Annotated in this window: 12 protein-coding genes; 4 read left to right on the top strand and 8 right to left on the bottom strand. The window is 58.1% G+C overall.

All coding sequences use genetic code 11. The annotated features are described in order from the left end of the window. Positions 1-148: 148 nt before the first annotated feature. The 8 genes from B2W96_RS07225 to B2W96_RS07190 all read right to left on the bottom strand — a co-directional run bounded on the left by B2W96_RS07225 (position 149) and on the right by B2W96_RS07190 (position 9,220). Positions 149-1,144 carry a bile acid:sodium symporter family protein gene (locus B2W96_RS07225; RefSeq protein WP_293009612.1) on the bottom strand — a complete coding sequence of 332 codons (996 nt, stop codon included), beginning with the start codon at positions 1,142-1,144 and terminating at the stop codon, positions 149-151. A gap of 9 nt (positions 1,145-1,153) precedes the next feature. After that, entirely contained in the window at positions 1,154-2,113 is a 960-nt protein-coding gene (prmA, locus tag B2W96_RS07220) for a 50S ribosomal protein L11 methyltransferase (RefSeq protein WP_293009611.1), read from the bottom strand. An 82-nt stretch (positions 2,114-2,195) separates the two neighbouring features. Next, positions 2,196-3,074 carry a DegV family protein gene (locus B2W96_RS07215; RefSeq protein ID WP_293009657.1) on the bottom strand — a complete coding sequence of 293 codons (879 nt, stop codon included), beginning with the start codon at positions 3,072-3,074 and terminating at the stop codon, positions 2,196-2,198. Next, complete coding sequence (locus B2W96_RS07210; protein ID WP_293009610.1) at positions 3,074-3,646, bottom strand: DUF1836 domain-containing protein; 573 nt, start codon at positions 3,644-3,646, stop codon at positions 3,074-3,076. Before B2W96_RS07210 ends, B2W96_RS07215 begins: the two co-directional genes overlap by 1 nt. A gap of 160 nt (positions 3,647-3,806) precedes the next feature. After that, positions 3,807-5,186: a tRNA uridine-5-carboxymethylaminomethyl(34) synthesis GTPase MnmE gene (gene mnmE, locus B2W96_RS07205; RefSeq protein ID WP_293009609.1), complete on the bottom strand. Its 1,380-nt coding sequence runs from the start codon at positions 5,184-5,186 to the stop codon at positions 3,807-3,809. Positions 5,187-5,266: 80 nt separating this feature from the next. Next, entirely contained in the window at positions 5,267-7,417 is a 2,151-nt protein-coding gene (locus B2W96_RS07200) for a polyribonucleotide nucleotidyltransferase (protein WP_293009608.1), read from the bottom strand. Between the two features lie 180 nt (positions 7,418-7,597). Then, positions 7,598-7,864, bottom strand: a complete 267-nt coding sequence (gene rpsO / locus B2W96_RS07195; RefSeq protein WP_293009607.1) for a 30S ribosomal protein S15 — start codon at positions 7,862-7,864, stop codon at positions 7,598-7,600. Between the two features lie 324 nt (positions 7,865-8,188). Continuing rightward, positions 8,189-9,220 carry a zinc-dependent alcohol dehydrogenase gene (locus B2W96_RS07190; protein ID WP_293009606.1) on the bottom strand — a complete coding sequence of 344 codons (1,032 nt, stop codon included), beginning with the start codon at positions 9,218-9,220 and terminating at the stop codon, positions 8,189-8,191. Positions 9,221-9,672: 452 nt separating this feature from the next. On the opposite strand from B2W96_RS07190, the gene B2W96_RS07185 reads away from it, so the two are divergent. From B2W96_RS07185 to B2W96_RS07170, 4 genes are all read left to right on the top strand, one after another. After that, complete coding sequence (locus tag B2W96_RS07185) at positions 9,673-10,905, top strand: 2-hydroxyacyl-CoA dehydratase subunit D (RefSeq protein ID WP_293009605.1); 1,233 nt, start codon at positions 9,673-9,675, stop codon at positions 10,903-10,905. Then, entirely contained in the window at positions 10,902-12,026 is a 1,125-nt protein-coding gene (locus B2W96_RS07180) for a 2-hydroxyacyl-CoA dehydratase subunit D (protein ID WP_293009604.1), read from the top strand. The genes B2W96_RS07185 and B2W96_RS07180 overlap by 4 nt, the downstream gene beginning before the upstream one ends. 14 nt (positions 12,027-12,040) lie before the next feature. Then, positions 12,041-12,835: an acyl-CoA dehydratase activase gene (locus tag B2W96_RS07175; RefSeq protein WP_293009603.1), complete on the top strand. Its 795-nt coding sequence runs from the start codon at positions 12,041-12,043 to the stop codon at positions 12,833-12,835. A 64-nt stretch (positions 12,836-12,899) separates the two neighbouring features. Continuing rightward, the coding region (locus tag B2W96_RS07170) for an acetyl-CoA hydrolase/transferase family protein (protein WP_293009602.1) at positions 12,900-14,081 on the top strand (1,182 nt) is incomplete at its 3' end.

The following is a 14,081-nucleotide window of genomic DNA, read 5'->3' as shown; positions in this document are numbered from 1 at the left end:
CTTCGCCCGCTTGATTTATGATATTCCCAGCGTATGAAAGAGGTGCTGCGGATATGAGGGAATTTTGCTTGCGGCGCTCTTTGAAAACAAAAAAGCCCCCAAAGCAGCTCAGCTGCTTTGGGGGAACGGATGCATTCGGAGAAAGCCTTTACTGGGGCGCAGACGCCGATTCTGCCTCCCAAGCCGCCTGATCCGCCTGTCCGGCTTTGGTTCTTCGCAGAAGCTTCACCGCAACAGCCATCATAATCTGGGTAAAAATCGGAGCAAAGGCCACGGGAAACAGCACGTCCGGGGGAAAATACTGCGCTGCCAGCACAGCGCCTGCGCTGATGTTCCGAGCGCCGGTGACAATTGTCACAGTCTGCACAGAGGGGAAGTCCAACCGCATCAGGCGGTGGGATACAAACCAGCCCAGAAAGTAGGAAAACACGGACAGGCCAACCAGCACCACAATGACCGCCAGCAGAGTGGGGGTGACAGATTTCAAAAACGGAGCCACGCCTGTGGCATTGGAGACGATGATGAGAAACATCAGAAGTTTTGCAAAGGGAGAAAGGCGCGGTTTCCACTGTTCCGCGGCCTGTCCGCCCCGGATGCGGTGGCACAGCAGGGCGATGGTGGCGGGCAGCGCCACCATGAACAGGAGATCCTTCATCATGCCCGATGCGTCCATCACCACCATAGAGCCCACCAGCAGCTTCATGCTTAAAGGAACCATAAGAGGGGAGAGCAGCGTGTCCAGCAGCAGGGCCGACAGGCACAGGGGCAGGTTGCCCCGGCCAATGGTCACCCACATCAGGGAAACTACACCGGTGGGCAGCACAAAGTTCAGCACCAGCCCGGTGGTAAACAGCGGATTGTCCGGAAACAGCGGAGTGCAAAGTCCCAGACATAAAACCGGAACCACCAGATGCAGCAGTACCAAAACTACCAGCACGGGGATGGGGTGGGTTGCCACATGTCCAATCTGCCGAAAACTGCATCCCAGCGTGTTGATAAACGTCATGGCTGCAAAAATCACGGGCGTAAAGGGGACCAGCACGCTGAAGGGCTTGCAGAAAAAGATGCCTAGCAGCAGGGAGGCGATGGTAAACCAGAGAATCTTATCCGAAAGAAACCGGTCGAGCTTTTGCAGTTTTTCCATGCATCCCCCTCAGCGGCAGACAAAGGCGAACCAGCCGCCGTCTTCGTGGGATTCCAGAATCGCCCAGCCGCAGCGGCGCAGTCCGTCCGCCACCTCCACAGCCCGGTCGTCAATGATTCCGGAGCACAGGAACAGGCCCCGTGGCTTTAAAAATTGCCGCGCCATGGGCGCAAGGCCCAAAATCACGTCCGCCACGATGTTGGCCGTCACAATGTCGTAATTTCCGCCAAGGGAGGAAACGAGGCCCTCATCACCCAACACGTCGCCGGAGAGGACGGTATACCGGTCCCGGCCCACGCCGTTGAGCGCCGCATTTTCATAGGCAACGTTGATGCAGTTTGCGTCAATGTCCACCGCTGTGGCGGAGGCGGCCCCCAGCTTCAGTGCCGCGATGGAGAGAATGCCGCTGCCGCAGCCCAAATCCAGCACGGTATCGCCGGGTTTCACCGCCTGCTCCAATGCCTCAAGGCACAGTCGGGTGGTGGCGTGGCTCCCGGTGCCGAAGGCAAGGCCGGGGTCCAGAATAAGAGGCACCCGGTCCCCGGGATTCACAGTGTCCTGTTCCCACTGGGGAATCACCAGCAGGCGGCTTCCGATGTTCAGGGGCTTATAATACTTTTGCCAGCCGTAGGCCCAGTCCTCTTCCTTCAGGGATTCCATCGTCATCAAAAGCGTCCCGCAGCCGGAATGGGTGCGCCTGAATTCTTCCAAAGCAATGCGAACCTCTCCCAGTTGGGCAAAGCCCGCCTCGTTCTCCTCTAAGTAAAAGGTAATGCGAGACACGCCGGACTCCTTTTTCAAGAGGTCTTCGTCCACGTAATCCCAGCTCTGCCGGTTTTCCTCCAAAAATGTGTGAAACTCTGTTTCATCGTCAACTACCACGCCGTCGATGCCAAGGCCCGAGAGAAATGCCTCCGTTGCCTCCAACCCCTCGTGGTTTGTATCTATATGGACCTCCAGCCAGTTCATCAGGCTGCGCCTCCCGTTTCATCCGCCTCGACGGACCGTATTTTAATTGGCCTGTGCGGGGGTCCTGTCGGGCCCCGGTTTCTCAGCGCTCCGTGCCAAGGAAAAACAGCGCCACCACGCCGCAGCCCGTGTGGCTGCCGATGACAGGGCCTACGTAATTGATATGTATATTTTCACTGGGTGTGCCGAAGCGGCGGGTAATCTCGTCGGCCACCAGCTTCGCGTCGTCATAGCAGTCTCCGTGGCTGATAAAGATAGTCTGCTGGGCGGGATTTACGGAAAGGCGCTCCATTTCGTCCACCAGTGTCATCAAAGAAGCCCTGCGGCCCCGGGCCTTGCTGACAGGGATAAGATGTCCCTCGTTGTCCATGTGCATCACGGGCTTGATGGACAGCATCGTGCCAAATAAGGCGGTGGTGGCGCTGATGCGGCCGCCTCGCTTCAGGTGGTTCAAATCGTCCACCGTGAACCAGTGGCACACATGATATTTTTCTTCCTCCGCATAGGCCAGCACCTCGTCGATGCTTTTTCCGGCCTTCTTCTGCCCGGCGCAAAGCCATACAAACAGTCCCTGCCCCATTGAGGCGCACAAAGAGTCCACCACGTAAATTTTGGCCTCTGGAAACTCCGGCCGCAGGTCATCCGCCGCAATGGCGGCGGACTGATGGGTGGTGGACAGGCCCGAGGAAAAGCTCAGGCACAAAATGTCCTTTCCCTGAGAGAGAATCTCCCGCATTTTTGCCTCGAAAGCGCCCACGTTGATGGCGGAGGTGGTGCCTGTCTCTCCTGCGCGTATCTTTTCAAAAAACTCCAAAAAGCCAAGCTCGCGCCCGTCCAGATAATTGTGATATTCCTGCTCCCCGATATGAAAGCTCAGGGGAAGAACCTCCAGCTCCAGCTCTGCCGCCATGTCGGCGGACAGGTCGCAGCTACTGTCGGTCAAAATTACAAAATCGCGCATCATTCCGCATCCTCCTCTTTCTTCTGCCGACTCCGCTTCTCGCGGACCGGCTTTTCCTCCATCTCGCCCCGGCGGTGGCGCAGCAGCGTCACATACCGGCGGCTGGCCGCCCCGGCGGCATAGCTTAAAAGAGCAAAGTGAATGGCCGAGTCCGCCAGCTTTTCCGGGTCTTGGTGCTGGTCCATCTGGCCGGCGGTAAGCGCCATGGAGGAGTCCAGGCTGCGGCAGAAAGTGCGGTAGCCTGCCTCCACGCTGCCGGAGTCCTTCAGCTCCTGATCCAGCAAAAGGTTCATGTCCTTGGCGGAAAAGACCTGCTTGAGCACGCAGATCACCGTAAGATATGCCAGATGCTCCCGGCTGTATTTCTTCCCATCGGCGCGGGGGAGCAGCCCGGCCTTGGTGTAGTTGTTCACCATGGCGGCGGTCAGTCCGTCGTCCCCGTCAAAGCGCAGAACCTGCCGGTCCATATAGCTGAGTACCTGATCCATGTACAGGGAAAAGTCGGGAAGCTGGTCCCAATCCACTGGGCGCTGCTCCCGCAAACGCGCCTGTAAGTGCGTCTGATCCTCCATTATGCGTCCCCCTCTCAAAATGGGCTTCATTTACAGAGAGAATACCACAATTATCTGGTTTTGTAAATCGTATTTTGCGGAAACCAATATCAGATAGGGCTGGCAAAGCAGGCGAGCCTCCCCGGCTGTGTGTCCTGCCAAAGCTTTAAAAACCTCCCAACTACTTGCCGACGCAGAACCGGGAGAAGATGGCAGATACGATGTCCTCTTTGGCGGTGCGGCCCGTCAGCTCCCCGATTGCGCCCATGGCTTCCTCTGTGTCTGCCAGAACCACGTCCGGGGTCAGCCCGGCGCGCAGCGCGTCCAGCCCCCGGCAAAGAGCGGACCGGGCCCGGCCTACGGCGTCCGCCTGCCGGGGATCGGTCAAAAGCGATCCGGCGTCCTCCGTCCCGGCGGGGAAGAGCGCGGCAACGGCGGATTCCAGCGTGTCCAGCCCCTGTCCGGTGACGGAGCTGAGGGAGATGATTCTCTCCGGCGAAATTGACAACTCCACGGGAAGGGTTAAAATCTCTGCGCCGCTGTTTTGCAAATCCTGTTTGGTAAGGATCAAAAGCCAGTGGGGGCAGCGGCTTGCCAGCTCCAAAATCGCACCGTCCTCCTTCGTAAATTCCGCAGTTCCGTCCAGCACGGCGAGGACCAGATCGGCTCCCTCCACGGCAGACTTAGACCGCTCCACCCCCAGCCGTTCCACCAAGTCCTCCGTCTCCCGGATACCGGCAGTGTCGATCAGCCGCAGCAGTGCGCCGCCGCAGAGGACAGACTCCTCCACCGTGTCCCGCGTGGTTCCAGGCACGTCAGTGACAAGGCACCGGTCAAAGCCCGCCAGCGCGTTCAGCAGAGAGGATTTTCCCGCGTTGGGCCGCCCAATAATGGCAGTGCGCACGCCGGATTTCAAAAGGCGGCCCCGGTTCCATGTGGCAAGCAAACGGGCCAGAAGTTCCTCTGATTCCCGGAGAGTGGCGGTCAGTCTCTCTGCGTCCAAATCCTCAATGTCCTCGTCGGGATAGTCCACCACGGCGTAGAATTGAGAGGCAATGGCTGTCAGGTTTTCATAAACGGCGGACAGGCTGCGGCCCAGCGCCCCGTTTACCTGCATGGCGGCGTTTCGGGCGGCGGCAGGGCTTTCTGCTTCAATAAGGTCAATGACGGCCTCTGCCTGCGTCAAGTCCAACTTGCCGTTTAAAAAGGCCCGCTGGGTAAATTCTCCGGGCCGGGCCTGCCGCGCACCGGCGGCAAACAGAGCCAATAAAAGCTCTCCCATCGCCACGGGGGAACCGTGACAGTGAAGTTCCGCGCTGTCCTCGCCGGTATAGCTGGCGGGGCCGGGGAAACGGACGGCCATGCCGCTGTCCAGCACGCGGCCTTCCGCGTCCAGCATCCGGCCCATGAAAAGCTTGCGGGGCTCCAGCACTGAAAAATCCTTCTGGCAGTCCGGGTGAAACACCCGGCCCACCACCGCGTCCGTCTCCGGGCCGGAAATCCGAATCACGCCGATTGCCACGGGGGCTTTCCCCGTGGCGATGGCGGCAATGGTATCCATGGCGGCTCCTTTCCGTGCAACGCACAAAAGCGACGGGGCGGAGCGACTGCTCCGCCCCGTATTTCAAAAAGGAAAGAAAATTACTGAATGGGCTCGCCCTTGGCCTTCTTCTCCTCGATTTCCTTCATGGCGTCTCTGTGGGAGAGGTTCCAGCGGCCCTTCTCGTCAATTTCCATGAACTTGACCCACATCATGTCGCCCACCTTGCAGGCGTCCTCCACCTTCTCGATGCGGCGGTCCGCCAGCTTGGAAATGTGGCACAGGCCGTCCTTGCCGGGGGCAATCTCGATAAATGCGCCGAAGGTCATCAGGCGCACCACGCGGCCGTAATACAGCTTGCCGACCTCGGGAACAAACACGATGTCATTGATGCATTTTCTGGCGGCTTCGCCGGAGGTGGCATCCGCGGCGGCAATGAAAATGGAGCCGTCGTCGTTGATGTCGATTTTCGCGCCGGTGTCGGCCACGATTTTCTGAATCACGGAGCCGCCCTTGCCGATGACCTCACGGATGCGGTCCGGGTCGATGTGCATGGTGATCATCTTGGGGGCGTAACGGGAAACCTCGGCCCGAGGAGCGGAGATGCAGGGCAGCATCACCTGGTCCAGAATCTCAATGCGTGCGTCCCCGGTGATTTCCAGCGCGTTTTTAATAATCTCCATGGTCAGGCCGTCGTTTTTCAGGTCCATCTGAATGGCGGTGATGCCCTTCTTGGTGCCTGCCACCTTAAAGTCCATTTCGCCGTGGAAATCCTCCACGCCCTGAATGTCGATAAAGGTGGTGAAGCCGCCGTTGTCGTCCTGAATCAGGCCGCAGGAAATGCCTGCCACGGGGGCCTTGATGGGCACGCCCGCATCCATCAGCGCCAGAGTGGAGCCGCAGATGGAGCCCTGAGAGGTGGAACCGTTGGAGGAAACCACCTCGCTCACCACGCGGATGGCATAGGGGAATTCCTCCACAGAGGGGAGCACGGGTACCAGCGCCCGCTCGGCAAGCGCGCCGTGGCCGATTTCCCGGCGGCCGGGGCTGCGGGCGGGCTTGGACTCGCCCACGGAGTAGCCGGGGAAGTTGTAATGGTGCATATAGCGCTTCTCCGTCTCCTCCCAAATGGTGTCCAGCTTCTGGTTGGCGGAGAGAGTGTCCAGCGTGCAAGCGGAAAGCACCTGCGTCTGGCCGCGGGTGAACAGGCCGGAGCCGTGAACCCGGGGAAGAATGCCCACTTCGGCGTCCAGCGCGCGAATTTCGTTGCTCTTGCGGCCATCGACCCGGTGGCCTTCCAGCAGCCAGGCCTTGACGATCTTCTTCTGGAACTTATAGGTGATCTCGTCCAGATACTGGTCCATATTGGGGTATTCCTCAAGGAACAAACCGTGCCACTTCTCAATGAGCTGGTTCCAGCGGCTCTCCCGGATGTTTTTGTCGTCGGTGTCCATGGCGGCCTTGGCGTCGTCCATGGTGGCGGCCACGATTTTGTCAAACAGCTCCTGATTGAAGTCGGCGTGGGGATACTCGAACTTGGCCTTGCCGATTTCGCTCACCATCTGGTTGATCAGGGCAATCTGCTTCTGATTCTCCTCGTGGGCCATGCGAATGGCCTCGTACATGGTGTCATTGCTCACTTCGTTGGCGCCGGCCTCGATCATGACCACCTTTTTGCCCGTGGAAACCACGGTCACGTCCAGATCGGAAACCTTGTGATCCTCGGCGTTAGGGTTGAACACCAGTTTCCCGTCCACAAGGCCCACCTTCAGCGCGGACACGGGGCCATTCCACGGAATGTCGGAGATGGCAAGGGCGGCGGAGGTGCCGATGAGGGCGGCAATTTCGGGAGAGCAGTCCCGGTCCACGCTCATGACTGTGCACATCACGGACACGTCGTTGCGGAAATCGTGGGGGAACAGGGGGCGGATAGGGCGGTCAATGACACGGGAGGTCAGAACGCCCTTTTCGCCGGGGCGGCCCTCACGCCGGTTAAAGGAGCCAGGAATGCGGCCCACGGAGTACAGCTTCTCCTCAAAGTCCACGCTCAGGGGGAAGAAGTCAATTCCGTCCCGGGGACGGGCGGCGGCGGTGACGCAGCACAGCACGCGGGTGTCTCCGTAGCCCACCATGACGGCGGCGTTGGCCAGTTCCGCCAGCTTGCCGACCTCCATCGTGAGGGGACGGCCCGCCAAGTCCATCTCGTACTTGCGGTAGCCGGGGTATTGACGCTTGGTGATAATCGTTGACATGTTGTATTCTCCTTTTGGAAAATTAAATTTTTTGCGTCATACCGGCCATTTAGCACTTGAAAACACGACCTCGCAGGGGTTCTTTCGGGGGCGCATTTTCAACTGCTAAAGGCGCTTTCGGCGGCGCAAAATCTATGAAAAGGGGGCGGTGCAGACAAACTACACCGCCCACGCTTCATCTTACTTACGAATGCCGAGCTTTGCAATCAGGGCGCGGTAACGCTCGATGTCCTTCTTCATGAGGTAGTCCAGCAGGCTGCGGCGCTTGCCGACCATCATAATGAGGCCGCGATTGGAGTGCTTGTCCTGAGGGTTCGCCTTCATGTGCTGAGTGAGGGTGTTAATCCGCTCCGTCAGAATGGCGACCTGAACCTCGGGAGAGCCAGTGTCCGTGGCATGGGTGCGGTTCGCGTCGATAACCGCGGTTTTTTCTTCCTTGCGCATCATAATTGTTTCCACCTTTTTTGAAAATTACCCACAAAACTGCGCATCGGGCCGGTGAAAGCCACGAAACGAAGCGCTGGGGCGCCGCATGTTTGCGTGCTTTTTTACTATATCATAAGGATTCCCGGTTGTAAAGATTATTTTCATATTTCTGTTCATCATTTTTCGCCAAAAATGCCGAAATTCAAACGTTTTCACTTCTATTCCCGTTTCTTACGAATCTCCGTCCGGCTAAAAGAAAAAACCCTTAAAAGCCGCAATTGCGGCTTTTAGGGGCATTTTTAAAAAATGTAACAACTGGAAGCAAGGGTGGTCCCATTCCTGTGCTTACAGATGACTCCGACAGTCCACCATGACCTTCACCACGTCGCCGGTGGGGGAGCCGCACAGCTCCATGCCCTGCTGCACCTGATCCAAAGGGAGGACCTTGGTGATCAGATCGTCAAAGTTAATGGGGGCGGCCTCCATCATTTCAATGGCGGCGTCAAAATCCTTGTGGTTGTAGTTGCGGGTGATGATCAGGTTGACCTCCTTCATGAACAGCCGCTGAAGCTGAAGCTGCATGGGCTTGGGATAAGCCGCCACCAGCACGATACGGGAGTGGGGGTGAATCAGCTCAACCATGGTGTCAAGTCCCGCCTGCGTGCCAGAAACCTCAAACACCGCGTCGGCGCCCACGCCGTCCGTGGCTTCAAAGACGTACTGGCGCAGGTCTGTTTCCTTGGGGTTCACCACCGTGAACCCAAGCTGCCGGGCTTTTTCAATGCGGACGGGATTTACCTCGGAAATCACCACCTGAAGGCCCAGATACCGGGCCACCAGCGCCGTCATCAGTCCGATGGGGCCGCTGCCGATGACCACGGCATAATCCCCGCCCTTGGACTGGGAGCGCTCCAGCGCGTGGAAGCACACGGCCAGCGGCTCCACAAGCGCGCCATGGAGCAGGCTGATGCCCTCGGGCAGGCGGTGAAGCGTGCGCTCGTGGACCGTCCAGCGGTTGCACATGGCGCCCCAGGAGTCCAGACCCATAAAGTTGAGGTTAGCACAGCAGTTGTTGTCCCCCTCTTTGCATACAACGCAGTCCTCGCAGTAGTCCAGCGGGCAGACCGCCACCCGGTCGCCCACCTTCCAGTCGGTAACGTCCTCGCCCACCCCGGACACAATTCCGGCGCACTCGTGGCCGATGGCCCGGGGAAGGGACTTGAATCGGTAGTCATAGTCGCCATGGTAAACATGCAGGTCCGAGCCGCAGATGCCGCAGTAGGCCACGTCCACCTGTACCTCATGGGCCTTGGGGAGAGCGGGCTCGTAATCATGCAGGGCAAAGGAATGGTTGCCCTCGTACAAATTCGCTTTCATCAACAGGTACCCCTTTTCAGAATTGTCGTCGGATAAAAAGTGCAATTACTACTATTTTTTCAGCAAATCTCATGCCAGTTAAATGGCAGATTCGGCTTTCGTCGAGCAATTGTCGAAATATTTTAGAAAAGTTCGTAATTTTATCCTTAATTAAAACGAATCAACCAGAAAAGCGGCCTTACGCGGCGGAAAAGAACTTCTGAAGGATAAGCAATGGAAAAACGGCGCATGGAAGGGGTGATTTTGAGGTGGCGGCGCATCGGGTGATGCTGTTTTACATCTGAAGTTAAAAAAGTGCAACATTATCTGGCACACTGCACAACAAAACGAAAAAAACTTCGTGAAAACCGGGTGAAGTTTTTGGCGCGCCGTTTGCTTGTTTTTGTGCGGGAAGCAAACGCGGTTGTTTTTGCGAAGTCCAACCGCAAATCTTTGTATAAGGAAGTGTCAACATGGAAAGCGCGTTAACGTCAAAGCAGCTATTGGCGAAGCTGCAGGAGGAACATTACGCGGGGGCTATGCAGGCCAAGAAGGAAGGAAAGCTGGTTGCGTGGGCCACGTCGATCTGTCCGCAGGAGCTGCTTGAGACGTTGGATATCGACGTTGTGTATCCCGAAAACCACGCCGCCGCCATCGGGGCGCGGAAGGATGCGTCGCAGTTTATTGCCAACGCGGAGGGGAAGGGCTATTCCGCAGACATCTGCTCCTATGCCCGAGTGAACATCGGCTATACCGATATTCAGTTTTCCGAGGCGGAAAACATTCCCATGCCCGACTTGATTTTCTGCTGCAGCAATATCTGCAACACCGCGGTAAAATGGTATGAAAATCTGGCCAAGCTGCTGCACATTCCGCTGGTAATGTTTGATATGCCCTTTAACCACACCTTTGATATTCCGGAGCACAGCATCCGCTATATGCGCGGACAGATTGAGCACGCCATCGCGCAGCTTGTGGAAATCACCGGGAAGAAATTTGATTATGACAAATTCGGCGAGGTCATGAAGGTGTCGTCCGACGCGGCCCTCTGGTGGCGGCGGGCAACGGATTTGGGCCGAAATCATCCCTCGCCCCTCAACGGCTTTGACATGTTCAACTATATGGCCATGATCGTGTGCGCCCGGGGCAAGGAATCCACCCGGGATTTGTTTAAGCTCTGGCACGACGAGATGGCCGAAAAGGTACGGCTGGGCATCGGCCCGTGGAAGGAAGGGGAAGAAAAGTACCGCATCATGTGGGACGGAATCGCCTGCTGGCCCCACCTCTCCGTCACCTATAAAACCCTGAAAAAGTACGGAATCAACATGGTGACCAGCACCTATCCCGAATCCTGGACCATCGTGTACGAGAAAAATGATCTGGACGGCATGGCCCGGGCTTACAGCGCCAACTACGCCAACCGCAATCTGGACTACGGCACCGGAAACGTCATTAAGCTGGTGCGGGACTTTGATCTGGACGGCATTGTATACCATTCCAACCGAAGCTGCAAGCTGATGGATTTCCGCCAGTACGAGGTGCAGCGCCGGATTGAGGACGCCACCGGCGTGCCTTCCGTGGTGTTTGACGGGGACCAGACCGACCCCCGCGTGTTCTCTCAGGCCCAGTATGAGACGCGGATTCAGGCATTGGTTGAAATGATGGAGAAAAACAAGATTAAGAAGCAGAGAGGTGACTTGAAATGAGCAGCGCGCAGTCAATCATCGACGCTCTGTGTGAAAAAGCCCTGCACCCGGACCGCACCGTGGCGGAAGCCTGCAAGCAGGCCGGGAAGGAAGCCGTGGGCTTCTACCTGTACGCGCCGGAAGAGCTGGTCTATGCCGCCGGGTTTCTCCCTGTGGGCATCTGGGGCGGAAGCACTGAAATCAAGCTGGCAGACCGGTATTTGCAGGGCTTTTGCTGCTCGATTATGCGGGCGGACATTGAATATGGGATGCGGGGTACGTATAATCGGCTCCGGGCCGTGATGCTGCCCACCGTGTGCGACACCCTGAAATGCATCTGTGAAAACTGGAAGGTGGCCGTCCCGCAGGTACCTATCATTCCGGTGGTCTATCCCCAGAACCGGACGCTGCCCTCCGGAGAGAAATATCTGCGGGATGAATTTTCCCGAGTGCGCCGGGAGATGGAGGATTTGGCGGGCCAAAGCGTTTCCGACGCGGAGCTGGAAGCGGCTTTCGCGGTGTATGAAACATGGCGGGAGGCCATGCGCGCCTTTACAAAGGTTGCCTCCACCCATCCCCAAACCGTTCACGCCAAGGCCCGGCATCTGATCATCAAGGCCGGATACTTCATGGATAAGGCCCAGCACACACGGGAAATTACCGAACTGACCCACCTTTTGGCGGAGCTGCCGGAGGAAACCTGCGCGGTGCGGGCGGTGGCCACGGGCCTTGTTGGGGAGCCTTTGGGTGTTCTGGACAGCCTGCGGGAAAACGGCGTGGCCATTGTGGCCGACGATTTGGCGCAGGAGAGCCGTCAGTTCCGCGTGCCCGCCCGGGCAGAGGGCGACGCTCTTTCCAAAATGGTCTGGCGCATCGCGGACCAGAAGGGCTGCCCCTTCCTGTACGAGCCGGAGAAGACACGGGGACAGAAGCTGATTGACCTGGTAAAGGAAAACAAGGCGGACGCGGTGATTACCCTGCAAATGAAGTTCTGCGACCCGGACGAGTTTGACTATCCCATTTACAAGGCGGAGCTGGAGGCGGCGGGAATCCCCCTGCTGTATCTGGAGGTGGAGCAGCAGATGGACAGCTTCGGCCAGATCGGCACCCGGATTCAAAGTCTTGCGGAAATGCTGCTGTAAGGAGAGGCATTAGGATGTACTTAGGAATTGATATTGGTTCCTCCTCCTCCAAGGCGGCACTGCTGGACGATGAGCGGAGAATTCTCGGCACGAAAATCGTCAATCTCGGCACAGGGACCAAGGGGGTTTACGAAGCCTTGGAAAATCTCTATACCGAGGCGGGAATTACCAGAGCCGACGTGCGCTACACGGTGGTCACCGGCTATGGACGGCTGCTTTATAAGGACGCGGACCGGCAAATTACCGAAATTACCTGCCACGCCCGGGGAATGCACTTTCTTATGCCTCAGGTGCGCACAGTAGTAGACATCGGCGGACAGGACTCCAAGGTCATCCGGCTGGACGGGGACGGAACCGTCCGCAACTTCGTGATGAACGAAAAATGCGCCGCCGGGACCGGGCGTTTTTTGGAGGTGATGGCCCGAGTGCTGGGCTGTTCCATCGGGGAGCTGGCGGTGCTGGCCGCGCAGGCCACAGAGGATGTTGCCATCAGCAGTGTGTGCACGGTGTTTGCAGAAAGCGAGGTCATCTCCCAGCTTTCGCAGGGCGCCCACCCCAACGACGTGGCCTGCGGCGCGCTGCGGGCTGTTGCGAAGCGGGTTGCAGGACTGTGCGGCCGCGTGGGCATGGAACCGGAAGTGGCCATGAGCGGCGGGGTGGCTTTGAATGCCACCATGGTGCGGATCCTGGGGGAGGAGCTGGGCTGCGATGTTACGCCCGCGCCCGACTGTCAGGCGGTGGGCGCCATTGGGGCGGCGCTTCTGGCCGGAGAGTTTAACTGCAAAGCGAATCCCGTGGAAACAGCGTGATGAATGCCCCGCGGGAATTGCCTGCGGCTGGCCGTCAAATATAAAACGAGAGGAACAAGCAAGCATGGATTGGAGAGACTATTACAAGCAAAGGGTCGTCAGTGCGGAGGAAGCCGTTTCCCACATTAAGTCGGGAGATTTTGTGATTCCTTCCCACGCGGCTTCCGAGCCGGAATACCTGTTCGACGTGCTGCTCAGGCGCAGCGGGGAGCTGAAGGACGTGCGTATCTGGCAGGGGCTGAACATCGGCGCCGCCAGATATGCCCAGCCTGAGTACGCTGAAAGTTTCAAGGTCTGCTCGGTGTTTCTGGGTGCAAAAAACCGCGAGTGCGTCCAGAGCGGCCGGGGAGAGTTCACCCCCATGGCGTTTTCCCTCCAGCCCCGGGCGGTGCGCTCCGGCGTGGTGCCCTGCGACGTGTATCTGGGGCAGGTGACGCCCCCCGACGACGAGGGCTATTGCAGCTTCGGCCTGTCCGTGGACTTTGCCCGCTCCTGCGTGGAGTCCGCCAAGCTGAAAATTGTGCAGGTCAACCGCAACATGCCCCGCACCTGCGGGGAGACAAAGGTGCACGTGACGGAGCTGGACTACTTCGTGGAAGCGGATACCCCCCTCTATGAACTTCCCCTGATTGACAGCAGCGACCCCGTTGTGGACAAAATCGGCGCCAACATCGCGGGACTGATTGAGGACGGCTCCACCCTCCAGATGGGGCAGGGCAAGATTCCCAACGCGATTCTCAAGTGCCTGTTTGACAAGAAGGACCTTGGCATCCACACGGAGGTCTTCTCCGACAACCTTCTCCCCCTGATTGAGGCCGGCGTGATCAACGGCGCCCGCAAGAGCATTAACAAAGGCAAAATTATCTCCACCTTCATTCAGGGAACCCGGAAGCTGTATGACTTTGCCGACGGCAACGACATGATTCAGCTTCATCCTGTGGACTATACCAACCACGTGGGCGTCATTTCACAAAACGACAATATGGTGGCCATCAACTCCGCCATCGAGGTGGACCTCACCGGGCAGGTGGCGGCGGACTCCATGGGCATGACGCTGTTCTCTGGCATCGGCGGGCAGTTGGACTTTATTCGCGGCGCGGCCCTGTCCAAAAACGGAAAGCCCGTCATCGCCCTGCCCGCCACCGCCAAAAAGGGGGCTGTCTCCCGCATTGTGGCGCGGATGCAGGCAGGCACCCCCATTGCAACCCCCCGCAATGACATTTTCTACGTCGTCACGGAGTATGGC

It is taken from the genome of Oscillibacter sp. UBA6647, assembly GCA_002455655.1.
In the GTDB taxonomy this organism is placed as follows: Bacteria; Bacillota; Clostridia; order Oscillospirales; family Oscillospiraceae; genus Oscillibacter.
The sequence above is the reverse complement of the archived record's forward strand: the minus strand, read 5'-3'. Positions and strand labels throughout refer to the sequence as shown.

Excerpts from the sequence above, each read along its gene's own strand:
- B2W96_RS07225 (WP_293009612.1), bottom strand. The coding sequence starts at position 1,144 with ATGGAAAAACTGCAAAAGCTCGACCGGTTTCTTTCGGATAAGATTCTC.
- prmA (WP_293009611.1), bottom strand. The coding sequence starts at position 2,113 with ATGAACTGGCTGGAGGTCCATATAGATACAAACCACGAGGGGTTGGAG.
- B2W96_RS07215 (WP_293009657.1), bottom strand. The coding sequence starts at position 3,074 with ATGCGCGATTTTGTAATTTTGACCGACAGTAGCTGCGACCTGTCCGCC.
- B2W96_RS07210 (WP_293009610.1), bottom strand. The coding sequence starts at position 3,646 with ATGGAGGATCAGACGCACTTACAGGCGCGTTTGCGGGAGCAGCGCCCA.
- mnmE (WP_293009609.1), bottom strand. The coding sequence starts at position 5,186 with ATGGATACCATTGCCGCCATCGCCACGGGGAAAGCCCCCGTGGCAATC.
- B2W96_RS07200 (WP_293009608.1), bottom strand. The coding sequence starts at position 7,417 with ATGTCAACGATTATCACCAAGCGTCAATACCCCGGCTACCGCAAGTAC.
- rpsO (WP_293009607.1), bottom strand. The coding sequence starts at position 7,864 with ATGATGCGCAAGGAAGAAAAAACCGCGGTTATCGACGCGAACCGCACC.
- B2W96_RS07190 (WP_293009606.1), bottom strand. The coding sequence starts at position 9,220 with ATGAAAGCGAATTTGTACGAGGGCAACCATTCCTTTGCCCTGCATGAT.
- B2W96_RS07185 (WP_293009605.1), top strand. The coding sequence starts at position 9,673 with ATGGAAAGCGCGTTAACGTCAAAGCAGCTATTGGCGAAGCTGCAGGAG.
- B2W96_RS07180 (WP_293009604.1), top strand. The coding sequence starts at position 10,902 with ATGAGCAGCGCGCAGTCAATCATCGACGCTCTGTGTGAAAAAGCCCTG.
- B2W96_RS07175 (WP_293009603.1), top strand. The coding sequence starts at position 12,041 with ATGTACTTAGGAATTGATATTGGTTCCTCCTCCTCCAAGGCGGCACTG.